Annotated in this window: 27 protein-coding genes; 12 read left to right on the forward strand and 15 right to left on the reverse strand. The window is 46.0% G+C overall.

Annotation, left to right across the window (positions count from 1 at the left end; genetic code table 11):
• Positions 1 to 120: 120 nt before the first annotated feature.
• The 6 genes from FNE76_RS05630 to FNE76_RS05655 form a co-directional block, all read right to left on the reverse strand.
• A complete protein-coding gene (locus FNE76_RS05630; protein ID WP_143928416.1) occupies positions 121 to 1,140 on the reverse strand; it encodes a GDP-L-fucose synthase family protein in 1,020 nt (339 codons plus the stop codon).
• Between the two features lie 72 nt (positions 1,141 to 1,212).
• On the reverse strand, positions 1,213 to 1,686 hold the full coding sequence (locus FNE76_RS05635) for a methylated-DNA--[protein]-cysteine S-methyltransferase (protein WP_120948510.1): 474 nt from the start codon (positions 1,684 to 1,686) through the stop codon (positions 1,213 to 1,215).
• Complete coding sequence (locus tag FNE76_RS05640) at positions 1,683 to 3,065, reverse strand: FAD-linked oxidase C-terminal domain-containing protein (RefSeq protein WP_120948511.1); 1,383 nt, start codon at positions 3,063 to 3,065, stop codon at positions 1,683 to 1,685. The genes FNE76_RS05635 and FNE76_RS05640 overlap by 4 nt, the downstream gene beginning before the upstream one ends.
• 9 nt (positions 3,066 to 3,074) lie before the next feature.
• The gene (locus tag FNE76_RS05645) at positions 3,075 to 4,178 is read right to left on the reverse strand and encodes a plasminogen-binding N-terminal domain-containing protein (protein WP_120948512.1); all 1,104 of its coding nucleotides are present in this window, start codon (positions 4,176 to 4,178) and stop codon (positions 3,075 to 3,077) included.
• Complete coding sequence (locus FNE76_RS05650; RefSeq protein ID WP_120948513.1) at positions 4,171 to 4,776, reverse strand: NUDIX hydrolase; 606 nt, start codon at positions 4,774 to 4,776, stop codon at positions 4,171 to 4,173. The genes FNE76_RS05645 and FNE76_RS05650 overlap by 8 nt, the downstream gene beginning before the upstream one ends.
• Positions 4,776 to 5,930, reverse strand: coding sequence for a peptidoglycan DD-metalloendopeptidase family protein (locus FNE76_RS05655; RefSeq protein WP_120948514.1), 1,155 nt, complete (start codon positions 5,928 to 5,930; stop codon positions 4,776 to 4,778). Before FNE76_RS05655 ends, FNE76_RS05650 begins: the two co-directional genes overlap by 1 nt.
• Before the next feature lie 79 nt (positions 5,931 to 6,009).
• Between FNE76_RS05655 and FNE76_RS08275 the strand changes: the two genes are divergently transcribed.
• The 4 genes from FNE76_RS08275 to flgK all read left to right on the forward strand — a co-directional run bounded on the left by FNE76_RS08275 (position 6,010) and on the right by flgK (position 8,823).
• Entirely contained in the window at positions 6,010 to 6,219 is a 210-nt protein-coding gene (locus FNE76_RS08275) for a hypothetical protein (RefSeq protein ID WP_162983093.1), read from the forward strand.
• Between the two features lie 61 nt (positions 6,220 to 6,280).
• On the forward strand, positions 6,281 to 6,505 hold the full coding sequence (locus FNE76_RS05665; RefSeq protein ID WP_120948516.1) for a flagellar biosynthesis anti-sigma factor FlgM: 225 nt from the start codon (positions 6,281 to 6,283) through the stop codon (positions 6,503 to 6,505).
• A 58-nt stretch (positions 6,506 to 6,563) separates the two neighbouring features.
• Positions 6,564 to 6,992 carry a hypothetical protein gene (locus FNE76_RS05670; RefSeq protein ID WP_120948517.1) on the forward strand — a complete coding sequence of 143 codons (429 nt, stop codon included), beginning with the start codon at positions 6,564 to 6,566 and terminating at the stop codon, positions 6,990 to 6,992.
• Positions 6,993 to 7,002: 10 nt separating this feature from the next.
• Entirely contained in the window at positions 7,003 to 8,823 is a 1,821-nt protein-coding gene (gene flgK / locus FNE76_RS05675; RefSeq protein ID WP_120948518.1) for a flagellar hook-associated protein FlgK, read from the forward strand.
• Here flgK and FNE76_RS05680 read toward each other — a convergent pair.
• The 5 genes from FNE76_RS05680 to accB are packed head-to-tail and all read right to left on the reverse strand — an operon-like array spanning position 8,813 to position 13,812.
• Positions 8,813 to 9,898: a citrate/2-methylcitrate synthase gene (locus FNE76_RS05680; protein ID WP_120948519.1), complete on the reverse strand. Its 1,086-nt coding sequence runs from the start codon at positions 9,896 to 9,898 to the stop codon at positions 8,813 to 8,815. The two genes, flgK and FNE76_RS05680, sit on opposite strands and share 11 nt — an antisense overlap.
• Positions 9,895 to 10,770, reverse strand: coding sequence for a replication initiation protein (locus FNE76_RS05685; RefSeq protein WP_235852281.1), 876 nt, complete (start codon positions 10,768 to 10,770; stop codon positions 9,895 to 9,897). Before FNE76_RS05685 ends, FNE76_RS05680 begins: the two co-directional genes overlap by 4 nt.
• Before the next feature lie 45 nt (positions 10,771 to 10,815).
• Positions 10,816 to 11,967, reverse strand: a complete 1,152-nt coding sequence (locus FNE76_RS05690; RefSeq protein ID WP_120948520.1) for a pyridoxal phosphate-dependent aminotransferase — start codon at positions 11,965 to 11,967, stop codon at positions 10,816 to 10,818.
• 7 nt (positions 11,968 to 11,974) lie between these two features.
• On the reverse strand, positions 11,975 to 13,309 hold the full coding sequence (locus FNE76_RS05695) for an acetyl-CoA carboxylase biotin carboxylase subunit (protein ID WP_120948521.1): 1,335 nt from the start codon (positions 13,307 to 13,309) through the stop codon (positions 11,975 to 11,977).
• A gap of 8 nt (positions 13,310 to 13,317) precedes the next feature.
• Complete coding sequence (gene accB, locus FNE76_RS05700; RefSeq protein ID WP_120948522.1) at positions 13,318 to 13,812, reverse strand: acetyl-CoA carboxylase biotin carboxyl carrier protein; 495 nt, start codon at positions 13,810 to 13,812, stop codon at positions 13,318 to 13,320.
• 186 nt (positions 13,813 to 13,998) lie between these two features.
• On the opposite strand from accB, the gene FNE76_RS05705 reads away from it, so the two are divergent.
• The 8 genes from FNE76_RS05705 to FNE76_RS05740 all read left to right on the forward strand — a co-directional run bounded on the left by FNE76_RS05705 (position 13,999) and on the right by FNE76_RS05740 (position 21,080).
• Complete coding sequence (locus FNE76_RS05705) at positions 13,999 to 15,435, forward strand: Do family serine endopeptidase (protein ID WP_120948523.1); 1,437 nt, start codon at positions 13,999 to 14,001, stop codon at positions 15,433 to 15,435.
• A 9-nt stretch (positions 15,436 to 15,444) separates the two neighbouring features.
• Positions 15,445 to 17,319: a 6-hydroxymethylpterin diphosphokinase MptE-like protein gene (locus tag FNE76_RS05710; RefSeq protein WP_120948524.1), complete on the forward strand. Its 1,875-nt coding sequence runs from the start codon at positions 15,445 to 15,447 to the stop codon at positions 17,317 to 17,319.
• A 7-nt stretch (positions 17,320 to 17,326) separates the two neighbouring features.
• Positions 17,327 to 17,638 carry a hypothetical protein gene (locus FNE76_RS05715; RefSeq protein ID WP_120948525.1) on the forward strand — a complete coding sequence of 104 codons (312 nt, stop codon included), beginning with the start codon at positions 17,327 to 17,329 and terminating at the stop codon, positions 17,636 to 17,638.
• A 61-nt stretch (positions 17,639 to 17,699) separates the two neighbouring features.
• Positions 17,700 to 18,317 (forward strand): MBL fold metallo-hydrolase, encoded by a 618-nt coding sequence (locus FNE76_RS05720; protein WP_120948526.1) that lies wholly within the window; start codon positions 17,700 to 17,702, stop codon positions 18,315 to 18,317.
• A gap of 18 nt (positions 18,318 to 18,335) precedes the next feature.
• Positions 18,336 to 19,106, forward strand: coding sequence for a HesA/MoeB/ThiF family protein (locus FNE76_RS05725; protein WP_120948527.1), 771 nt, complete (start codon positions 18,336 to 18,338; stop codon positions 19,104 to 19,106).
• A gap of 25 nt (positions 19,107 to 19,131) precedes the next feature.
• Entirely contained in the window at positions 19,132 to 19,902 is a 771-nt protein-coding gene (gene motA, locus FNE76_RS05730; protein WP_120948528.1) for a flagellar motor stator protein MotA, read from the forward strand.
• Positions 19,903 to 19,905: 3 nt separating this feature from the next.
• Entirely contained in the window at positions 19,906 to 20,676 is a 771-nt protein-coding gene (motB, locus tag FNE76_RS05735; protein ID WP_120948529.1) for a flagellar motor protein MotB, read from the forward strand.
• Positions 20,673 to 21,080, forward strand: a complete 408-nt coding sequence (locus FNE76_RS05740) for a hypothetical protein (RefSeq protein WP_235852282.1) — start codon at positions 20,673 to 20,675, stop codon at positions 21,078 to 21,080. The genes motB and FNE76_RS05740 overlap by 4 nt, the downstream gene beginning before the upstream one ends.
• On the opposite strand, the gene FNE76_RS05745 is transcribed toward FNE76_RS05740, so the two are convergent.
• The 4 genes from FNE76_RS05745 to FNE76_RS05760 all read right to left on the reverse strand — a co-directional run bounded on the left by FNE76_RS05745 (position 21,077) and on the right by FNE76_RS05760 (position 24,478).
• Positions 21,077 to 21,922, reverse strand: coding sequence for an NYN domain-containing protein (locus FNE76_RS05745; RefSeq protein WP_120948530.1), 846 nt, complete (start codon positions 21,920 to 21,922; stop codon positions 21,077 to 21,079). The genes FNE76_RS05740 and FNE76_RS05745 overlap by 4 nt on opposite strands.
• A 123-nt stretch (positions 21,923 to 22,045) precedes the next feature.
• Positions 22,046 to 22,609, reverse strand: coding sequence for an elongation factor P (gene efp / locus FNE76_RS05750; protein WP_120948531.1), 564 nt, complete (start codon positions 22,607 to 22,609; stop codon positions 22,046 to 22,048).
• Positions 22,610 to 22,618: 9 nt separating this feature from the next.
• Complete coding sequence (locus tag FNE76_RS05755) at positions 22,619 to 23,542, reverse strand: class II fructose-bisphosphate aldolase (protein ID WP_120948532.1); 924 nt, start codon at positions 23,540 to 23,542, stop codon at positions 22,619 to 22,621.
• Positions 23,543 to 23,551: 9 nt separating this feature from the next.
• On the reverse strand, positions 23,552 to 24,478 hold the full coding sequence (locus FNE76_RS05760) for a peptidylprolyl isomerase (protein WP_120948544.1): 927 nt from the start codon (positions 24,476 to 24,478) through the stop codon (positions 23,552 to 23,554).
• Positions 24,479 to 24,545 lie beyond the last annotated feature (67 nt).

Raw genomic sequence — 24,545 nt, forward strand, 5'->3', positions numbered from 1 at the left:
TCCCATTAAATTTGCCGGTCAAATGCACAATCTGCCCCCCACCCACATAGATTCCCGTGTGTGAAAACGCATTGGCATTTGACATAATCTGATAACCCAAGCTCGCCTAATCTTATTGCCCTACTTGTTTTGATACCATTCATAGAGATTTTTAATCCCCTCTTCTAGGGGGATACTTGCGCGCCAACCCAAATTAGCGATCTTGCTCACATCGCTACATTTTAATAAAGTCCCATCGGGCTTAGAGGGGTCAAAGACTAAATCCCCCTTAAAGCCCACAATCTCTTTAATCAAGTTGGCTAAATCTTTAATGCTAATATCCTCCCCCGTGCCAATATTGGTATGGTTGAGTGTAGCACTAGCTTGTTGGTGTTGTAAGAGAAATACACACCCCCGGGCTAAATCGCGCACATGCAAAAACTCGCGTCTAGGCGCGCCACTGCCCCAAATGCGCACCCCCTGCGCGCTCACTCCGTGTTGTTCTAAGAGATTTAAGGCTTCTTGTTGGCTAGACATCTGCAAATCTTGCAACACCAAATCTAGGCGATCGTTCTCTAACAAGCGGGCTAGGTGCATTTTTCTTAAGAGTGCGGGCAGGACATGCGAATCGTGTAGGTCAAAATTATCGTGTTCGCCATATAAATTGGTGGGCATCGCGCTGATAAAGTTCGTGCCATATTGGGCGTTGTAGGCTTCGCACATCTTTAAGCCCGCGATCTTGGCAATGGCATAAGGTTCGTTAGTGGGTTCTAGGGGGCTAGTTAAAAGGGCTTGCTCTTTAATGGGCTGGGGGCTCTCTTTAGGGTAAATACAAGTGGAGCCTAAAAATAAGAGTTTTTTAACTCCATATTTGTAGGCATAGTGGATCGTGTTAGTTTGGATGGCTAGGTTTTGATAAATAAACTCCGCGCGGTAGGTGTGATTGGCCAAAATCCCCCCCACTTTAGCCGCCGCTAAAATGACGATGTCGGGGCGTTCTATCTCAAAAAATTGCTCCACCGCACTCTGTTGTGTTAAATCTAGCTCAGAGTGGGTTTTTAAAATCAAGTGATCAAAACCTTGTTCTTGCAAACACGCCACCATCGCGCGCCCCACCAAACCCCTATGCCCAGCTACAAAAATTCTATCACTCCCTTGCATGCGCTCTCCTAGTCTTAAATAACTATGATAGCCAAGTAGGGCAGGCATGTCAAGGTAGAAAAATACAATACTTCATTGCTCCAAAACCTTTTTTTCATGCTCTAAGAGCCAAGCCTTGATCGCCACCCCACCCCCATAGCCCCCTAGTGCGCCATTTTTTAAAACCACTCTATGGCATGGGATCACAATGGGGCATGGGTTATTGTGGTTTGCATTGCCCACAGCGCGATAAGCCTTAGGTTTGTTAATGGCGTGGGCAATTTCTTGGTAAGTGCGGGTTTGGGCGTAGGGGATATTTTGCAAGGCGTGCCAAACTTGTTTTTCAAAGGGCGAACCCTCTAGACTTAAGGGCAAATCAAAGTTTTTAAGCCCCCCACTAAAATAGCCCTCTAAAGCCTCTAACACCGCCTGCATCAAAATATCAGGCTTTGGGGTGCTTGGTGCTTGTGTTACAAAGTCTAGGCTCACTAAGCCCTTGTCATCTGTGCGCAAGGCTAGATAGGGGCTAGGGAAGCTCTTTGGGGGTTTAAAAAAGGCTAAAATCACAGCCCCATTTTGAAGGGGTTTAAAATGTTGTTGGGGTCAAAGGCTTGTTTAATACGCCTAAAGAGTGCCATCTCGGACTCATTGAAGGCTAGGGGCATAAACTTAGCCTTAGACAGCCCGATCCCATGTTCCCCACTCAAAGTCCCTTCTAAGGCAATGGCTACCTTAAAAATCGCCTCCATTGCTTGGTGTCCTTTCTCTAACTGGGCTCGATCAGAGGGATTGGCCACCATCACATTCACATGCACATTCCCATCGCCAGTATGCCCAAAACACGGGATAGCAAAGCCATATTCTACACTGATACGCCCCACTTCTTCAAGCAGGGCCGGCAGACTAGCGCGGGGCACGGTAACATCTTCGTTTAATTTTTTCTTGCCATAGACGCTGATACTCTGAGAGGCGTTGCGCCGTGAAAACCAAAGATTCTCTTCTTCTTGAGGGGTTTGGGCGATTTTAAAATCCACACACCCATTTTCCCTAAAATGCTTTTCAATCTCTTGGAGTTGCCAGCTGATTTGCTCGGGCACGCTCCCATCTACTTGGGTGATCAAAATTGCCCCAGCCCCGATGGGTAACCCCTTATTGAAGCGTTGTTCGACCGCCTTGATGGTTAAGTTGTCTAAGAACTCCATCGCCACAGGGGTAACCCCACTAGCCATACTCTTATACACCGCCTCCATCGCTTCTTTGATGCTGTTAAAAACACCCATCGCTGATTGGCGTAACTTGGGTTTGGCTAAGAGCTTCAAGGTCATCTCGGTGATCACAGCCAAGCACCCCTCGCTAGCGATCAAAATCCCAGCCACATTGAATCCAGCCACGTCTTTAATCGTCTTTTTGCCCGCACGGATAATGTCCCCATTGGGCAACACAGCCCTTAAAGCCATCACATAGTCTTTGGTGATCCCATATTTGGCCGCACGCATCCCCCCGGCATTCTCGCTCACATTCCCCCCCAAAGTGCTTTGATCTTGGCTAGCTGGATCGGGGGGGTAAAACAGCCCACGTTTTTCAACCACCTCTTGAAAATGTTTGTTGATCACCCCGGGTTGCACCCGTGCAATCAAATTCTTTTCATCAATCTCTAAAATTTGATCCATGCGCTCCAAGCTCAAGATCAGCCCCCCACGCACACTCAGAGCCCCCCCAGTAAAACCACTTCCCGCCCCTCTGGGCACGACAATAATTTTGTGCATGTTACAATAAGCTAAAATTTGGCTAATATCGTGCTCATCTCTAGCAAAGATCACTCCATCGGGCAAATAACGCTCTTTGGTGGCATCGTAGGCGTAGGCACTAAGGTGTGGGGAATCATCATAGAAGTTCCCCTCCCCGACCAAATTTTTAAGATAGCTGGCATGGCTAGGCTCTAGCATGGACGCTCCTTATGGGTTTTGATCTCCCTGCTCTTTTTCTAAACGTTGCTCTTGCTTGAGTTTTTCTTTCGCCTCTTTTTTAGCCTTTCTCTTGGCTTTTCTTTGGGCTTTCTGCTCTGCCTTTTCTTTGGCTAATTCCTTTTGGTATTCTCTTTTGTCCTCCAAATCCTCTTTAGCCCTCTCTTGAGCCCCCACTTGATCTAAGCTCTTTTCCTCGTCCTTTTCTTGTTTGGAGAGTTTGGGGGTGATATTTTCTTTGTCCTCTTTTTTCTCCTTTTTGTATTGCTCCCTCACGCTTTTCTTTTCTTGGGCACTTTTAGCCTCTCTCATTTCCATCTCATATTCACGTCTTTGCTCAGCCTTAACGGCATGTTCTAATCTTTTTTGAGCCTCTTTTTTGAGCAAGTTGTCATAAAAACTAAAGTAATTTTTGGACTTGCCTCCTGAAAGCACCTTACCTAAAGTGCCCCGATCCACGCCCTCTACGCGCGAAAAAAAGGGGGCAGAAGTGCGGCGGACCTTGGAAGTATCGAGTTTTTGACTCTCTAGCACCGCAAAGCTTTGGCAATCTAAGATATTGAGGCGATCCGTACTCACCAAAAAGAGCAAGCCCACACTATAAATATCACAAGCCCTTCGAAAAGATCGCGCTGAGGGGTCAAATCCATTAAAAAAGAGCATGAGCAGATCAGAACTAATAAAGTTGATGTCTGGATAATGATCCTTGATCTGTTCATACAAATGCGAGTCGGGGGCGACCAAAAAGGCTTGATGGTTAAATTCTCTAAAAATTGCCATGTAGCCTTTTTTGGGCACCATTCTAGGGGTGGGCAAATGGCGTTGTTTCATCACGCTATATTCCCCATATTTGCCAAAAGCTACCCCATCACGGACATTCACCACTTCTACCTTAGCGGCAATCACATTGTAGTCGGTCAATTTGGCCAAAATATAGCCGGTCTCGCCCACTTTGAGATTATAGGCTTGGAAACGCACGATTTTTTTATGCGTATCCACCGCATCGATGTTGATTTTGAGGACTTCATTCCAGGCCATCCCGTGCAAAAAAGCCAAGCTAAAACCCAAAAAGCCTAGACACCACCTTTTAAGCATGGCGATCCTTGCAATAGTTTTGAAACCAAGTCAGCGCATAGCCCAGCCCAATACTCTTGCATTTTTGTTCATCTTGGATAAAACCTTCAGTCTCAGCAAGTGGAAGATAGATAAGCTCAATATTTTCAATCCCCACGCCCCCGCCCTTGTGTCGGTAGTGTTCTTGAGCAATAGGGGCAAAAAACATGGTCTGCTTGCTCCCGCTAATGCCCGTTGTGCTGTAAAAGACACCGATTTTTTCGAGCATGCTGGGCGTAACCTCATACCCGCATTCCTCCAAAACTTCCTCACATGCAATCTCTTCGATGCTTTTATGGGTCTTATCCACAATCCCGGCGCAAAGCTCATAGGTGTAGCCATCATGGGTTTGCCCGCCATACAGACACGCGCTCACAAAAACCGGGGGCCTGAATTGCTTGACCAACACAAAGCTTTGCTTCTGCATATGGTAGAGTAGGACTGCCACGCTATCATGCACCCTAACCATGTCCCAGCTTTTGGATACGCCTTCCTCTTCATAAAGAATGCGTTTGGGCTTGAAATAAAGAGAGTTGGGGCAATCGATGACTTGGATATTGCTATAGGCGATTTTAGGCATTAATAGGTAATCTTAGGGGTTTCTTTTTGGGCGTATTCAAAGGATCGCGCATCTTCTAAAATATCCTTATAGGGCTGGATCGCTTGGCTAAAGAGATGCTTTTCTTTGCCCATTAACTGATTCTTGGCCGTGCGGATACGCCCGAGTGGATCAATGGGGCGGTTGTTTTTGTACACGCCAAAATGTAGGTGTGGGCCTGTGCTAAGTCCGGTGCTCCCGACTTTGCCAATAACCTGCCCCCTTCTTACATAACTATGCATTTTAAGACCTTTGGCAAAAGAACTCATATGGGCATACAGCAAACGCAATTCATTGCCATGCTTGATTTCAATGGCATTCCCATACCCCCCCTTCCTCCCAATAGACACAATGTAGCCATCGGTGGCAGATTTGATCAAGCTCCCTTGTTTGGCAGCATAATCCACGCCATAATGCGGGCGCACTTCGCCTAAAATGGGGTGCATGCGCCCTTGTGAAAATTTAGAGGAAACACGCGAATAGCGCACGGGCGTTTCCAAGAGAAAATCCACCACCTCCTTACCTTCTTCATCGTAATATTTGCTCTTATAAGCAAAGATATAATGGCTTTTGCGGTGGGTTTCGACCATACCCGCTTTGATATTAGGCGAACCAAAAGGCCTGTCCAAGCGGTATTTACGGGTGTAGATGATTCCTAGTTGATCGCCTTTGATCACCCGTTTAAAATTGATGGTTTTTTTATAGATGGCGATAAACTCTTTGGCTAGGTGGGCATTCCCACTCACTCTTAAAATATCGCTATAGGGAGATTTTTTAACCCGCATAAAGAGACTTTTTTGAACCGTGGTGAAAACAATGGGGATAAAGTCTAAGTGAAATTGATCGCTTGTCTTATCCCGACTCAAGCGTAACTGCACCGCTTCGCTCACGGGCACGAGCACCTGCAGTAATTTCCCTTGATCGTCTTTGAGTACATAGTAGGGCATACCGGCTCTAATCTCGGTGCCCAATTCTTTATCTTGAAAAGAAAGATTGTAATAGATTTTGGAATCGATGTTATTTTTATCCAAAAACCTTAACAAGGTCATGCCCTTTTCCCACACCAACTGCTCTGCTACCGCACCAAACCCTAATCCCGCACAACACGCCCAAGCTAGAATTGCTTTGCCAATCACGCATCTCCCTTTAATTAACTAAAGAGGTCATTATATTGTAGAATAACTTATAAATCCATGTTTTTTTGGAGGACACGCAGTGAAAAGAAATTTTAAAGAATCGCGCTGGCAGATTTGGCTTGTGCCCACCGCTACTTTTTTGATTTTTTGCATCGTTTTATCAGGCTTGATGATCTGGACTATCCATGGACCTACAAGTGCATTTGCTGATTTTTCAGATAACAAGGGATTACGCACAACCCCGACACAACTACGCGATGAGATCGATAAATCCATGAAAAAATTTTAGGGCTAAAAATTTTGCTATTTTAGCCGATTGGGTTAAACTAAACCAAATTGGGAAGGACGGCATGCTTAATTCTATCGGAAATACACAACCTCGTGTGTCGCATGTTGCCAATAATAGCGTCCATGAGAACCCTACACCTGCCAAGAGTCCAGAGGATAGCCAGCTCCAGCAAGAAACCCATGCTAGCGACAAGGCCACCCAAATCAAAAAAGCCATTGAAGAGGGGAATTACAAAGTGGATTTAGATAAAACCTCCCATAAGATGGCACAGGATTTGCTTAGCTAGGAGGGTCAGACTAAGGGTCTCCCTTGAGTTTGGCTATTCCAAATCTTAAGGGGTGATCATGCTTTATACTTATCTTGAACAATCTGTAGCGGATTTGCAAGCTCTCATTGATTTTACCACTCAGGATTTGGAAGATGTCAAACTTGCCAAACACGAAGTGATCTTTGCACGCAATGCGCTCAAACAAGAGCGTATCCAATCTTTTGAGACTTGTAAGTGTTTATTCGATCAAGAGATGATCAAGTTGATGGAGCAAAACCCCGATAAACCCTTGCCCGAGCTCTTAGATGAGCGTGGATCGGTGCTTTTAAAGCAAATGCGCACTCTCTTAGGTACGCTCAAAGAGATCAATGCCGATTATGCCCGGGTGGTTTTTGCCCTCTCAGAGTTTTATTCCTCTTTGATGCAACAGATTATCCCACATGAAAGCACGGGCTACTACAAGCAAAAAACGATCGCTAGTAGCTTTTTGCAAGTCCAAGCTTAAGGGGGGGGTTATGGGCGGAATCCTCTCTTCTTTAAATACCTCCTACACCGGTTTGCAAGCCCACCAAGTGATGGTGGATGTTACGGGTAACAACATCTCTAATGCTAACGATGAGTTTTATAGTCGCCAGCGCGTGATCGCCACGCCACAAACATCCATTGGCTATGCCGAACGCAATGTGAATATGGGCGTGGATGTGCAGACCATCCAGCGCGTACATGATGATTTTGTCTTTGCCAGATATGCACGCGCCAACCAAGAACACACCTTTTATAGCACCCAATTTGACAATTTGCGCGAAGCCTCCTCTTATTTCCCCGACATGGACGAAGTGGGGATCTATAGCGACTTAAAGGAATATTTTAACGCATGGAAGGACTTAGCCAAAAATGCCAAAGAGCCCGCCCAAAAACAGGCCTTGGTGCAAAAAACCCAAACTTTAACCCAAAATATCCACGACACGCGCGCGCGCTTGTTGGATTTGCAAAAAAAAGCCAGCCACGAATTGGTCAGCACGATCAAAGAAGTCAATCGCTTAGGCTCTGAGATCGCCAAGATCAACCGCCACCTCAAAGAGATGGAAGACCCTAAAATGCTCAAACAAGCCAACGAGCTACGCGACAAACGCGATCAATTAGAGTTCCACTTAAAAGAGCTCATCGGGGGGAATGTGTCTAAAAAGCATGTGCAAACCAACTCGATCAACGACATTAAGGCGGCTGATTTTGATGATGGGTATGTTTTCAATGTCGCCTACGGGTTTAATATCGTGGATGGACCCATCTTCCACCCTTTGGTTGTGGAGAATAACGACAACGCCAACGAGTTAGCACAAATCTATTTTCGGGGCGATGATTTTAAGGTGGTCAATATCACCGATAAGATCAATCAGGGCAAAGCTGGGGCACTAATGGGGGTTTATAATGATGGCTCCAATGGCACAATCAAGGGCAAATTGCAAAATTATTTAGATGCCCTTGATACCTTTGCTAAGGGCTTTATTGAAGCCACCAATGCCATTTATGCCCAAAGTGCTAGCCACGGCATTGAGGGCAAGGTCGTCAATTTTGAAGATGATCAAGCCCTCAAGGACACCCATTACAACATCAAGAGTGGGAGTTTTGATTTGATCGCCTACAACACCGATGGGCAGGTCATCGCCAAAAAAACGATTCAAATCAGCCCGATCACCACCATGCGCGATGTGATCGATCAGATCAACGCCAACAGCGATGATAACCACGATAACAACACAACCAATGATTTTGATGATTATTTTGTGGCGCATTTTGATAATAAAGCCAAACAATTCAGTATCCAACCCAAAAACGGATCACAAGGTCTTTTTGTGTCCATCAAGGATCATGGGACCAATTTTACCGGTGCTTTAGGCTTGAATACTTTTTTTGAGGGGAGCAGTGCTCGGGATATCCGTATCAACGACACTTACAAAAAAGAGCCCACAGCCTTACGCCCATGGCTTGCACCTATCAAGGGTAACTTTGACGTAGCCAACATGATGCAACAGCTCCAATACGATAAAGTGGATTTTTATCAAAGCAAATTTAACGATAAACCGATGACCATTGAGGAATACTACCAGTTTGTGGCGAGTAAGATCCACACAGAGGCAGAGCGATCGCAACGCACCTTAGAGAGCAAGGATGCGGTTTTGCAAGTGGTGAAAAAAGAGCATGACTCCATCTCTGCTGTAAATACCGATGAAGAGATGGTCAATCTCATCAAATTTCAGGGCGGTTACGCCGCCAATGCCAAAGTTATCACCGCCATCGATCGGATGATCGAGACCCTTTTAAGCATTAAGCAATAGGCTTAAAAGAACACCTGGCCGGACCAGTGTAGTCTGAGTTAGGGCGGATGATCTTATTATCTGCGCGTTGCTCAAAGACATGGGCAATCCAGCCCGCCACACGCGACATCACAAAAAGAGGAGTGTAATAAAGGCGCGGGAGCTTGAGGTAGTGATAGACTAGCCCGCCAAAAAAGTCAATATTATCAGGCAAGTTTTTCTCTTTTTGCATGTGATCTTTGATGGCTAGAGCGATGTCAAAGAGCTTGGGATCGCCCAAACCTTTAAGCTTTTGGGCTAATTCCAAGCCCACTGCACTTCTAGGATCAGCGATTTTATAAAGGCGGTGTCCAAAGCCCATGATTTTTTCCTTACTGGCTAGGCGTTTGGTGATCCCCTTGAGGGCTTCCTCTACACTGGAGTATTCTAGCATCAACTGGATCGCCCATTCATTCGCCCCACCATGTAAACGTCCCTTGAGCGTGCCAATCCCAGTTGCCACGCATGAGTGTAGATCAGAGAGGGTGGAGGCACTGATGCGGCTAGCAAAGGTGGAAGCACTAAAGCCATGTTCGGCATACAAAATCAGCATCGCATCCATCGCCTTGACTTCCACCCACAAAGGTTCTTGCCCTCTTAAGCGTTCTAGGATGAAATGTGCCGTGCTGGTATGATCTTGCAAAGAAATTTCTTTGCCATGCTTGTGGTAATGGTGCCAATACAAGAGTATAGAGGGCAGACTCCCTAAGATTTGCAAGGCTTTATCATATTGATCACTAAAATCCAAGCTTTCAGCCTCCATGCACCCCAAAGCCACCACACCCGCTTTCAAAATATCCATCGGATGCCCTGAGCCTAGCGCGCGCAAAGTCTTTTTAACGCCCATGGGTAATTCGCGGTATTGTTGCAACTGCGTTTTAAAACTCTCTAGCTGGGCTTGGTTGGGCAAGTGCCCCACTAAGAGTAAATGTGCGACCTCCTCAAAACTAGCCAAAGAAGCCAACTCCTCAATGGCATAACCCCGGTAGGTTAAGCCATCTGCACACTGGCAGATCGCGCTAGAACCTGCCACGACCCCGGCTAGCCCGGAACTCATAGGTGATCCTGACTAGATCGCATATAACCCAACAAGCTTTCTAAATTTTCAAAGTGCATGCCCCACTCTTGGTGTGCGCTTTGGTTATAAAAAGTGGCCAAGAGGCTACAGCCATGATTGTGCAAATTAATGAGATGGTGTTTTTCTTTGACACTTCTAGGCTTGGGGTTCATGATCTCAAAACTCAAAGATTGATCGCATTCAAGCTGGGCACTTAGTTGTTTGGCTAGAGAATCGAGTTTGTTTTGGCGGTGCAACACGGGCGAGCGGGTATTGAACTTAAAATCTACAAAGTGCAAACACTTATTTTTAATAGACCTAGACATGCTCAGTTGGCACAAGCTAATAGTGTAGCGTTTGCACTCTAGGAGCACGGGGCGCAAAATCTGGTTATAGGCGTAGTTACTTTTACAACTGGGCGGGATTCCCATGCGCTTTTTAAAGTCCTCCCACTCAAAACGCACCATGTGCATGTGCTTGGAGTGTTGCAAAAGGCGGTAAAGTGTTTTGCTATATTGTCGGCTCAACGCTTGCAACTCTTGTAAATCCGAGAGGGTATAGGGCAAAGACTCCAAAATACCGGCACATGCTGGATTGAGTGTAAGTCTTAAAGACAGCCGATTGCGATTCAAATGGAGCATACTAAAAAGAGGGTAGTGGTGCTGGTTTGCCTCCTCCTCTAACAACAGGCTAAAACCACGGGCTTTTTCTAAAAAACGCACTAGGGCATCCACACCCAATGGACTAAGAGCAGATAAACTTTGCGAATCTAGATCAAGAGCGGGTCGCTGGTGCAAGGCTTGGAGCAAATGGAATAAAAGCAATCTCTCTTGTCTAGACAGCTTGTCTAAAATTAGAACTGGTTCAGACACAGGACTCCTTTCTAATCTTGCTGGTTTCATTGTAGCTAAAATTGGCTAATCGCCATGCATAAAGCGTGCTAGACGCTCGCACCCGGTTTTAATTTGTTCTTCCGAACAAGCATAAGAGAGGCGCACAAAACTCTCCATGCCAAAGGCTATACCGGGCACCAAAGCCACGCCCTCTTTTTCCAACAAGTCTTGGCAAAAGTCCAAGCTATTTTGTCCAATCTCAAAAAAGAGATAAAAAGCTCCTTGGGGTTTGGAAACCTTAATCCCGGGGATTTGGCTGATCAAATTATAGGCGAGATCGCGGCGTTTTTCAAAGGCTAGGCGCATGCGTTCCACATCCACGCGCGCCACTCCGCTTAAGGCACTCAAAGCCGCATGCTGGGCGATAGAGTTGATATTAGATGTGCTATGGCTTTGCAAAGCGACCATGTGTTTGAGCAAAGTTTTATCCTTAGTGCCTAAAAAACCTACACGCCAGCCTGTCATGCTAAAAGCCTTGCTCAAGCCATTCACACTAATGGTGCGCTCCAACATGCCCTCTATAGCCCCAAAGCTATAAAATGACCCCTCATAGACCAACTTTTCATAAATTTCATCACTTAATACCCAAACATTGGTATTTTGTAGCACTTGGGCTAGGGCTTGTAACTCCTCTTGGCTATAGACCATGCCGGTTGGGTTAGAAGGGCTGGTGAGCACTAAAATTTTGCTCTTGGGAGTCAGGGCGTTTTTGAGCTGATCGGGAGTGATCTTAAATTGACTTTGGGCGTTGGTGGGGATAAAAACCGGGTTAGCCCCGCTATAGCGCACCAATTCGGGGTAAGTTACCCAGTAGGGTGCAGGGATGATGACTTCATCTTGGGGGTTGAGCAAGGCTTGGAAGACATTAAACAAGCACTGTTTAGCCCCATTGCTCACCATCACCTCACCAGGGCTATAATCCAGCTGGTTTTCCTCCCTAAATTTGCATGAAATCGCGTCTAAAAGTGCGGGGATTCCCTTCACCGGGGTGTATTTACTATAGCCCTTTTGGATAGCTGACATCGCGGCTTCTTTGACACTCTTGGGCGTGTCAAAATCGGGCTCCCCCGCGCTAAAACTTAAAATATCCCTGCCTTGAGCCTTGAGCTCTTGGGCTAGGGTGGTGATCGCAATGGTTTGCGATTCGGCTATATTTTGGATTTTATCAGCATACATGGCTTCCTCATTTCTCTAAGTACTTCGTGTGGATTTTATTGTGTCTAAAGTCGGGATTGTCCAACATGTCCAAGTGAAAGGGAATGGTCGTCTTAATCCCCTCCACATAAAACTCTCTCAAGGCGCGTTTCATTTTCAAGATGGCTTGATCGCGACTGGGCGCATGCACGATGAGCTTGCCAATCATGGAGTCATAAAAAGTCGGCACTACATAACCCGCATAGGCATGGGTATCCAAGCGCACATCAATTCCCCCCGGGGCAATCCAAGAGGTGATCCGCCCAGCACTGGGGTAAAAATTCTTAGGGTCCTCAGCAGTGATCCGGCACTCAATGGCATGCCCTTGGCAGATGATCTGATCTTGAGGGGGCAACTTTTCGCCTTGGGCGATTTTGATCATCCACTCCACTAAATTTAACCCGCTCACCATCTCGCTCACCGTGTGTTCCACCTGCAAGCGTGTATTCATCTCCATAAAATAAAAATCTTGCCCGTTGGCATCTAGCAGAAACTCAAAAGTCCCTGCCCCCACATACCCAATATGTTTAGTAGCCCTAATGGCAGTTTCTAGCAATTTTTGGCGCACAGAGGGACTTAAGATCGCCGCTGGAGTTTCCTCAATGAGCTTTTGTTGCCGTCTTTGGGTGGAACAATCCCGCTCGCCCACATGCACCACATTCCCATGCTTATCGGCTAAAATCTGCACCTCAATATGCTTAGGATTTTTGATGAACTTTTCAATATAAACACTCCCATCTCCAAAGGCACTTAAAGCCTCTGTCTCAGCAGCTAGGTAGAGATTTTTGAGCAAATTAGGATCTTCGACCACGCGCATGCCCCGCCCACCCCCGCCATTAGCTGCCTTGATCATGATCGGAAAGCCGATTGCTTGGGCGACTTTTTGGGCTTCTGCGTAACTTTTTAAAGTCCCCTCGCTCCCCTCAATTACGGGCACCCCCGCCTCTTTCATCACCCGCTTAGCCTGAGATTTATCGCTCATTAAAGCCATCACCTGCGCACTAGGACCGATAAATTCTAAGCCATGGTGGCTACAAATCTCCACAAAGTTTTGATTCTCACTCAAAAAGCCATAACCCGGAAAGATCGCATCGGCTTCAAAGAGCTCGGCCGCACTGATAATGGCTGGGATGTTTAGGTAACTCTCACTGGACTTGGGCCCACCCACACACACTTTGGCACTGGCCGTGTTGAGATAGTGTGCGTCTTTATCAGCAATGGAATAAATGGCGATGGATTGTTTCCCCATTTCGGCAATGGTCTGAATCGCACGCAGAGCAATCTCGCCCCGATTGGCGATCAAAATGCGTTGTAAGTTTTTCATGCCTATTCCTAGAGTTTTTCAATCTTAACTAGTTGTGTGCCGTATTCCACCGCTGTGGCATCCTCAACTTCAATGGATAGAATCTTACAATCACATTCGGCTTCAATCTCGTTCATGATTTTCATCGCCTCCACAATGCCAATCACCTGCCCTTTTTTAATGGTGTCCCCCGGGCTGACATAGGGACTTGCACTGGGAGAAGGACGGTGGTAGAAAGTCCCCACCATGGGCGAAAGAATATAATCCTCCTTAGCACTTGTGGGATTACCTAAGGTATGTGTGCTGGTCGCTCCAGTCGTGGTGTTGAGCGCGCAGGCGGTGGCTGTGGGGGATTGTATAGGGGTGTGTAGGACATTGGAAGCCACTTCAACAGGGGCAGGGGCTACTTTACGGCTAGAAGCTTTGTCAAACACCAATTCAACATGTTCGAGTTTGAGTTTCATGTAACTAATATTAGTTTTATCAAAAGATGCCATTAGTTGCTGGATATCCGCTGTTTTCATCATTGTCCTTAAATATTAATTTGGCAATGGGGTATGATAACATATTTTAAGCCAAACAAAATAAGGCAAAAGACTTAAATGTGTGTTTTGTCTTAAAGCAACAAGGGTGGCTTAGCTTTAAACTTTTCAAGCAAACTTTGGTTATACTAGGGCTTTTTGAAACTGATTAAATTTTAAAGGAAAACAATGAGGTCTATTGTCTTGAGTGCGGTGCTCATCGCGGGCTTAGGGGCAACCGGGGTGGCGGATGTACATATCCAAAACATGCCACCCGTGCAAAAGCGTGTGGGTCCAGATACTAGCCCAAATACTATCTATTCCTATAGTAGTTCGGTTAAAGAAGCGACAAAAGCGGTGGTGAATATCTCGACTCAAAAGAAAATCAAGAGTGGTTTTGGGGGCATGGGGGGCATGTTTAACGACCCCTTTTTCCAGCAATTTTTTGGCGATCTGTACAATGCCATCCCTAAAGATCGCATAGAGAGAGCATTAGGGAGTGGTGTTATCATTAACAAGGAGGGTTATATTATCACCAACAACCATGTGATTAACGATGCGGATAAAATCTCGGTTACCATTCCGGGTAGCAATAAAGAATACACCGCAACCTTAGTGGGCACCGATCCAGACAGCGATTTGGCTGTGATTAAAATCAACAAAGACAATTTACCATTCATTAAATTTGCCGATAGCAATGGAATTTTGGTGGGCGATTTGGTCTTTGCCATTGGGAATCCCTTTGGTGTGGGCGAGACCGTAACGCAGGGCATTGTCTCTGCACTCAATAAAAGCGACATTGGGATCAATAACTACGAAAATTTTATCCAAACCGATGCAGCCATTAATCCGGGGAACTCTGGGGGGGCTTTGATTGATAGCCGAGGGGGACTTGTTGGGATCAACACCGCAATTTTATCGCGCACGGGAGGTAACCATGGTGTGGGTTTTGCAATCCCCTCCAACACGGTCAAACACATCGCCATGCAACTTATCAAAACCGGCAAAATCCACCGGGGTTATTTGGGTGTGGGGATTCAAGATGTTAGCAATGAGTTACAAGGTAGCTATAATGGCAAAGAGGGCGCGGTGGTCATTAGCATTGAAAAAGACTCTCCAGCCAAAAAAGCGGGCTTGATGATTTGGGATTTGATTATTGAGGTCAATGGCAAAAAGATCAAGAATGCCGCTGATTTGCGCAACCTCATAGGCTCCCTTTCCCCCCACCAAAAAGTAACCATCAAGTACATGCGCAATAAACAAGAGCATGTCATCACTTTGAATTTGGCTGAACGCAAAAACCCCAACAAAAAAGAAACCAGCACCGCCCATGAAGGTGCACATGGGCAACTCAGCGGGCTCAAAGTAGAAACTCTCACGCCCCATATGCGCAAGAATTTGCGCATTCCCGATGAGATTCAAGGTGTGTTGGTCCAAGAAGTAAAAGACAATTCTAAGGCGCAAGATTTAGGCTTTAGACAGGGGGATGTGATCATGCAGATTGAAAGTTTCAGCATTAAGAGCATTGAGGACTTTAACCGGGCTTTGGCACGCTACAAAGACACCCCTAAACGCTTTTTGGTCTTTGATCCTAGCAGGGGTTATAAACAAATTGTTGCCAAGTAGGGTGCTTGTATGGAGGGGTTTTCTGCAGAGGAGCTAAGGGCGCGTTTTAGGGATAATTTGGGCTTTTTTAAGCAACACTTGCCCAAACTCTATGAGCAACTCTTGCCCGCTCCATGTGCCTATAATCTTTTATGGGACACAGGGGGGTTAAATATCCTCAATCTTAGCGATGGCTCGTTATTATTCCCTTGTTTGCAAGCAGAACACCAAATGCTCAATATCTCTAAGGATTGGGCTTCACACATCCTTAACAATCCCAAATGGACGCTAAATGACAATGGCTTAATGCTGGGTGATTTGGATTTAAAAGCCCTCCCCCTAACAAACCAAGCTTGCCAGGATATCTTGCAGTTGGGCACGCCTAATGCCCCTTATCACTTGGGGCAAAACTTCTACCCCCCCACGATTCTATATGGCATGGCGGGGGGGTTGTTTTTAGCCCTTTTGCTCCAACAAGGGGCATTTTTCCACGCACTCTACATCTATGAAGAGCATATTGATCTATTGCGCATCAGTTGCTATTTTATTGACTATCCCCAGCTTTTCCACGCTACCCCACCCCAAGCTTGTGCGATTTTTCTTAAAAATCTCCCCACACCTTTTTTCAAACACACCTTTTTGCACAAAAGAATCACCCATAGTTTCTTGCATTTGGAATTTGACCCTTATAAAAGTGAAAACACCCAGCATGCTCAAGAGTTGTTCTGTGCCCATAAAAAAAGCGCGCTTAGAGGCTGGGGGAGCTTTGAAGATGAGATGTTAGGGCTTTCTAATAGTGTCCAAAATTTAAGAGAATCCCCGCATATCTTAGACCCTAGGACTTGTCCCCATGCAGATTTGCCCATTTGTGTTGTGGGCAATGGTCCTAGCTTGGATGGGTTATTGGATTTTATCCAGAGCAATCAAGAAAACATGTTGATCTTTAGCTGTGGGACGGCTCTAAAAGTGCTCAAAGCCCACCAAATCCACGTGGATTTCCAAATTGAGATCGAGCGAATCGATTATCTAAAGGAAGTGCTCTTAGATGCCCCTTTGGGCGATACGCCCCTGATGTGTGCCAATATGGTTAATCCTAGCGCGCGCCAACTGGCTAAGGAAGTATTCATGTTTATGCGTGGGGGGAGTGCTAGCGGGTATTTGTTCCCCCATTTGGCAGTTGAATACAGCGCGCCCTTTGTGGGTAATGCCGGCGTGGCATTGGCGTGTCTGTTTAGCCAAACCTTGATCTTGTGCGGGCTAGATTGTGGCTATATCCAAGGAGCTAGCAAGCACGCTAAGGGCTCTTATTATGGAGAGGAGAGTACACAGATTCCGCTAGACACCCTGAGTGTGCGCCCCAATTTTGAGGGCACGTTAGTTTATAGCGATGGGCTGTTCTTGCTCTCCAAAGAACAAATGGGCATGCTCTTTAAAAAACATGGCACGCAGGTTTATAATCTCTCCAACGGGGCTTTTATTGAGTACACAATCCCTAAGCGTGCTCAAGATTTATTATTAAAAAAGGGCTCTAAGTTCAAAGCCTTAAAGCGTATCAAACGGGCGTTCAAATCCCAAGCCCCTGTTAATTTGCCCCTAGAGGGCTTGCAAGCCTTTAAAGAGCAAATCAAGCAACTTTTACAAAAACCCATTAACACCAAAAAAGAACTCTATACCCGCATGGATCACTTGGGCGCGCTCAGTTTGCAAAAAAGCCAAGAAGACCCTTTAGTGGGGATTTTGTTGGAAGGTTCGCTAGCCCATTTGGGTTTGCATGCCCTTGTTGCATCTTTAAGCCTCCAACAAAGCCAAATCCCCGCTTTTTATGCCCAAATCCAAGAGATCATCACCACCACCCTCGATCAAATGGTGGCTAGATACCATTGGCTAGCGATGGGAGTTAGTTAGGAGATTGATGCAAAAGTTATTTTTTTATTCCATCTTGATAGTATTTTTTACGGCTTGTAGCACGCATAAAAATGCGGGTGTTGAGTTAGATATTGTGCCAAGTGCCACGCCACAACCACAATCCAAAGCGGTGCCCAAAGACACACACACCAACTTTTACTGGCGACTAGAAAAGCAAGAAGAAAAATTAAGAAAAAGAGAAAAGAGGGAGGGGGGTAGCTTTGCATGCTCCCATGGCACTCATCAGGCTTTCTTGCCTAAGGCTGTGCGTAAGCGTAGGGGCAAAATGTGTTTTAATCTTTTGGATCTCACATGGTAGGTGGTTGCGGGAGTGTTGCGAACTTTAGCTAAAATTTGCTAGAATGGAGCAAAGGGTTATGATGCAACTTGAAATCCAAGCTTTTGGGAATACACAGACAAATTGTTACATCGCTCACCTCGAACAAGGCGATCTGATTGTGGATCCGGGTATGGGGGCGTGTGGTTGGGTGCTTGAGCATGCCAAAAATCCCCTAGCCATTCTCATCACACATGGGCATTACGATCACGTTTGGGATGTCCATGCCCTCAAAAAAGCCTTGCCCCATGTGCCTTTATTTGCCCACCAAGAGGACATTTTTATGCTCACCACCGATTGTTTTGGGCTGGGTTTAACTCCATGCACTAAAGCGGACATTGAGCCCATTACATGCGCTAAAAGCACGCAGACTTTTGAGATTGCCGGCATCCCCATTGTCTATTGGCACTTCCCCGGGCACACCCCTGGTTGTTGCATGGTAGAAGTGCAACAGAATTTTTTTAGCGGGGATTTCATCTTTTATCGGAGCATTGGGCGGTACGACTTCCCTTACTCTAATCCTAAGGATATGAAGGATTCGCTCTTGCGCTTGCAAGCCCTAGAAAGCCCAACAGATAAGCCCATCTACCCCGGGCATGGGCAATCCACCAGCCTAAAGGCCGAACAACCACACCTGGGGTCGTGGATTGCTCATTTATAATTCCTACAAAGGATAATCATGCTCACGCAAGACCAAAGAGAGCGTTATCAACGCCATTTGATGCTAGAGGATGTCAAAGAGGAAGGGCAAGAAAAACTGATGCAAGCAAGCGTTCTGGTGATTGGAGCTGGGGGGTTAGGCTCGCCTAATACCATGTACCTAGCTGCCGCTGGGGTTGGGCGTATTGGTGTGCTGGATTTTGACATTATAGAGCTAAGCAACCTACAAAGACAGATCATCCACACCACCGCTGAGATTAACAACTCTAAGGTCAAATCGGCACAACGTAAAATGTTAGCCCTTAACCCTGAGATTCAAGTTGAGACCTATTTTAATAAATTCAATGCTTCTAATGCCCTAGAGATCATCCAACCATACGATTTTGTCGTGGATGCCACTGATAATTTTGCCAGCAAGTTTTTGATCAACGATGCGTGTGTATTGGCCAATAAACCCTATAGCCATGCCGGTGTGCTGAAGTATAGGGGGCAGACCATGACCATCTTGCCTAAAAAAAGTGCGTGTTTTGCCTGTGTTTTTGATACACCTCCGGATGCGGAACTCAACTCTTATTTCAAAGCGGGGCTTTTTGGGGTTTTACCCGGTTTGATTGGGTGTATCCAAGCTGCAGAGGCGATCAAGTATTTTCTAGGGCTTCCCTTGTTGCTAGACACCTTGCTCAGCGTGGACACCAAGGGCATGGACTTTAGAAAAATCCACATTAAGCGCAACCCCCAATGTCGGGTATGTGGTGAAAAGGGTATCCAAACCTTGCAAGACTACCCGTAATAGAATTTAGCAAAAAGGTGATTTTATGGATTTGACATCGGTTTTGGGTGTACTCATGGCGATTGCGGCGATTTCAGTGGGGGATATTTTAGAGGGGGGTAACCCTATCCATGTGGTGCATTTGAGTTCTGTTATCATCATTGTCCCCACCACTTTATCCGCAGCGATGGTGAGCACGCATGCCCACCATGTCAAGGCAGCCTTTAAAGAGATCAAGATTGTGTTTCTAAACCCCAAGATCAATTTGCAAGAGACCATTAAAAGCATTGTGGAGCTCTCCACGCAAGCTAGAAAAGACGGGGTGTTGTCTTTGGAATCTAAGGTTGCCCAGATCGAAGATGACTTCACGCGCAATGGTTTTTCCATGATTGTCGATGGTAAGGATATTAAATCCGTGCAAGAGAGTTTGGATGTTGCCATTGAGGAGTTGGAGGAATACTACCATGGCGCAGCACATTATTGGATCACCGCGGGCGAGAGCGCGCCAACATTTGGGCTTGTGGGGGCGGTTTTGGGGTTGATGCTTGCCTTAGCTAAACTAGACAATCCTCAAGAGATGGCACTAGGGATTGCCGGGGCTTTCACCGCCACGGTTACAGGAATCATGTGTTCTTATGCACTCTTTGGCCCTTTTGGGAACAAACTTAAAAATAAGTCCAAAGACATTCTCAAAGAAAAAGTGGTGATCTTAGAGGGCATCATCGGAATTGCCAATGGGGATAACCCGCGGGATTTGGAAATGAAGTTGCTCAACTACATCGCCCCTGGGCAACCCAAAAAATCGCAGTTTGAGTAGGCCATGGCTAAAAAAGCTAAGAAAGTCGAATGCCCGGCTGGGGAACGTTGGGCAGTCCCCTATGCGGACTTTTTGTCGCTCTTGCTGGCTCTCTTTATTGCCCTTTATGCCATCTCAGTGGTTAATAAATCTAAAGTCAAGGCTTTGAAAAAGGAATTCATTAAGATTTTTGACTATGCCCCACGCCCTGATGCGATGCAACCGGTTATCCCCATCCCCCCAGCTCCGGGTGAGACCCAAGAGACCTCGACCCAAGAGCAAAGTTCGAGCAAACAACCCACACGTTCTCAGGTTACCATCACACGCGTGGGCGAGGGGAGCGTCTTGGAGCAAACTGACCATGGCGCGATTCTCAAGCTACCCTCCAGTTTGCTATTCCAAGACCCCTATGGCGACACCATCAACGCCGGCATGCAGGAATATATCAGACACATCGTGCGCATCATCAAAACCCTACCCAATCAAGTCGAGATCAATGTACGTGGCTATACCGACAACACACCCCTACCCCCCCATGCCCATTTTAAAGACCACTATGCATTAGCTGCTAGCCGTGCCTCTAAAGTGATGCACGAATTATTAAAAGATGGCATTGACCCCCAAAAACTCTCTTTTACCTCCTATGGCAAAAATAACCCGGTTGCTCCCAATGATAGCGTGGAGAACCGCATGCGTAATAACCGCGTGGAAATCTTTTTCTCCACTAACCCCCAAAATATTTCTAAAATCCGCTCCATTTTGGATAAAAAAATCGAACAAGAGCACAGAGAGTGATTTGGCTATTTTTACTAGGGCAAATGTTGCTAGCCAACCCCTTGCCCACGGGCGAGGAGCTGTTAAGAGAAGAGCGGCAAGTCCAATTACCCAAGACCCCAATTAAAGCGGTGTTTTTTAGCCAAAAACTCCCCTATACTTCTTGGACACGCGATTATGGCATTTGGCGTACCCAAAATATTTTAGAGATTGAATCTCTAGTGAGCCAAGTGCGTATCAATAAAATTAGCTTGAATCGGGGCATGTGTGCGTTACTACCCCAATTGCCCAGTTATGTGTTAAAACTCCATGAAAAAATGCGCTATGAAGTGTTTTGTGAAGGGCAACTAAGAGTGGAAGTCCAAACCGATTTTGGCACCCAAATACTCCATCTACAAGAAGACCTCCCCGCCCCCATGCCTTAAAATGAGTTGCCCTCACTTTTGGCGATGTCGATGCCATGGAAGGGTTTTCCTCTGTTGAGTGGATAAGTGGTGGGCTTTTTAACCCCCATCTCCATGTCGTCCTTGATATTGTCTAAAATATCTTGAATGCTACGCACCCGCACCGCATCGCTGGCGGCCTTTAATTCATCGGCTACCAAGTCCATACTCTCCTCAATGTGGGCGACAAATACTTGGAGGTGCTTGGTCCTTGCAAAATCCAAAATGGGAGCCAAATCGGTATCCTTGCAAAACAGCAAGATCCGATCCACAAACCCCTCATAGCAAACCTTGGCAATGTCTAATGCCAAAAGCACATCAACTTGTTTTTGTTGCAATTCTAGTTTAGGCACCCAAATTGTGGGTGCATTATTTTGCACGCCCCTTACCCACACATCTTCTTTAACATAGGATAAGGGCTTCATTTTGACAATTCCTTGACGAATCGTCGAATATTCCAGCCCCACCATCGTGTGTTTGAACGCCTTAATCGCTTCTGATTTATTCGTAATCGCTTCGTAGTGGTTAATCGGTTTCTTTAACTCCTCATGCTTGCCAGAGGTGTAAAAACTCTTATATTCCTCAAAATCCGCTTCCAACTTGCTATTTTTGACAATCTTATTTTCACTAAAGGGTTCAGAGACATAAAGAAAAGTCCGGTAAAGTCGTTCATCTGATTGGATAAAGGTTTTAATAAAGGCATCAAAGTGAGGCAAGCGGTTAAAATTAAACTGCTTAAATACTTTGTAATTGTGTTGGACATTCTGCAGATCGGAGCGTAAATTCTCCCAATCTACAAAAATAGCGATTTTAGCACTATCCATATATGATCCTTTTTCTTTAGTGGGGGGTGTCTTAACTTGTCTAAATAGTCTTCTAAAAGTTTTGGGAACACCCAAAAGAGAAACACCCCCGTAAAGCAACGATCAAAGCCACCGGCTATCCAATTACTTGAGTTTTTCCAAATACTCCCCGGTTTGGGTGTTAACCTTGATGGTCTCGCCCTCAAGCACATGGAAGGGCACTTGCACCACTGCACCCGTTTCAAGTGTAGCGGGTTTTTTGCTGGCACTGGAAGTGTCACCCTTGAAGTTGGGAGGGGTTTGGGTGATTTTTAACGCCACCACTTGGGCGACCTCCACAGAGATTGCCTTTTCATTGTGGAAGAGCACTTGCACCTGTGAGCCATCCAACATCCACTTGGGCGCATCTCCGACTTGGTCTTCGCTGAGTGCAATCTGTTCGTAACTCTCCACATCCATGAACTGGTAGCTGGTGCCATCAAAATAGAGAAACTGCATGGGTTTTTGCAATAAATTAGGCTCCTCGCACTTATCTCCAGCATGGAAAGTCTTTTCAATCACCTTACCATCTAAAAATGACTTGATTTTGGCGCGTACAAAAGCCGCCCCCTTGCCCGGTTTGACATGTTGGTATTCCACAATGCGGTAAGGCACACCTTGAATCTCAATTTTGAGATTTTTCTTTAGATCGCTCATCCCGATAGCCATCAAGCTCTCCTAAATTTTGTTGGCACTACCCAGTAGGTGCATGCGTTCTACAATGACCTCTTTGACCGCCTCGATACCCGGAGTGAAAAACTTACGCAAGTCAAATTCACTAGGGTGTTCGTTGGCAATTTTACGCACCTGTGCGATGAAAGCGATACGCAAATCGGTATCGATATTGATCTTATTGATCCCCCCCCTGATGGATTCTTGTAAAAACGCATAGGGCACACCCTTACTCCCTTTTAAATCCCCTCCTGTGGCCAAGAAAGCTTGGCTCACACTCTCAGGGATGGAGCTAGCACCATGTAAGACTAGAGGAATATTGGTGCGCCTTTTGACTTCTACTAGCCTCTCAAAATCTAGCTTAGGTTCGCCCTTAAATTTAAAAGCCCCGTGGCTTGTGCCTATGGCGGGGGCTAAATAATCCACATGGCTGATTTTGACAAACTCTTCAGCCTCGTCCGGATTAACTAAAACAGCGTCTTTCTCATCTACGGAGATATTGTCCTCAATCCCCATCAGGCGCCCCAGCTCCGCCTCCACGCTCACATTTTTAGAATGGGCATAATCCACCACTTCTTTAGTGAGCTCTAAATTTTCTTTGTAGGGGTGGTGGGAAGCATCAATCATCACAGATGTAAAACCCGCATCTACTGCCTTCTTACAGCTCTCAAAAGTTGTTCCATGGTCCAAATGCAAAGCCACCGGGATATGGGGGTAGCGTGCAACCATTGTATGCACCATGCCAAGCACCATGTCAATGCCCAAATATTTAATCGCCCCCTCGCTGGCTTGCACAATCAAAGGGGATTTTGCCTCGTTAGCCGATTCAAAAATGGCACGCAACATCTCCACATTCACAAAATTAAACGCACCCACGCCATAGCCCTCTTGATGGGCTTTGTTTAAAATCTCACTGCCTTTAACCAGCATGCACGCTCCTTATTTTTTCAAAAAGACTTGGATTTGAACTTGTTTGCGTAACTTCTCTAGCTCGGCTTTAACATGCTCTTGGAACTCGTGTTCCTTGAGGATACCAATAATGGTCTGTTTGGTCTGCTCATAGGTGGGTGTTTTAGGTTCGTTCTTGCTGATCAAATAGATCACGTGGTAGCCAAATTCGGTTTTAACCGGGGTTCTGGTGTAGCTACCCGGGCGGAGCGCAAAGACGGCACTAGAAAACTCGGGTGCCATTTGGTTTTTTTGGAACTTGCCCAAATCACCACCATTCTTGGAGTTTTTGGTGTTGGGATCGTTAGACTCTTTATTGGCGATGCTGATAAACTCTTGTTCCACCCTATTTTTGGGGACTTTGTTGAGCTCAGAGATCACTCGTTTGGCATCTGCCTCTGTTTTGAGCAAAATATGTCTAGCATGCGCTTCTTGTTGGACGAATTGGGCTTTATTTTCATTGTAATATTTCTTGAGATCCGATTCGGGGATTTGTTCCCTTCCAATGTTTTCTGCTTGGTGTTTAGCCCAAATCTCTACGAGCAACTGCTTTTGGTAACTAGCCATGCTATTTTTGAATTCTTCGGTATGTTCCAAACCTTCTTTGCGCGCCTCTTTTTCAATTAGAAGGTTGTTGATCGCTTGTTCGAGCAAAGCTTCTTTTTGCTCAGGCTTGAGCTTGTCGAAGTCAAAATTGGGGTTGCGCCGCTTGATCACCGCAAAATCATCGGTTGTGATATCCACCACCTCTGGTTTAGAGTGTCTGTTCTTATGGCCTTTTTTACCCGTGTGGGCACTTGGAAAAGTGATTGTCGCCAGAGGTTTTTCAGTTTGCTCTGTATATCCCTTTGTCTTGGCACTCACAACACCTACCCCCAAAAAACCCACCAACGCCAAGCTCAAAACGCCTTTTTTAATCATAAAAATCTCCAAACTATTGTAAAATAAACTTCTATCATAGCATGCCAAACTTAAACAAATAAGA

It is taken from the genome of Helicobacter mehlei, assembly GCF_007280785.1.
Lineage (GTDB): Bacteria > Campylobacterota > Campylobacteria > Campylobacterales > Helicobacteraceae > Helicobacter > Helicobacter mehlei.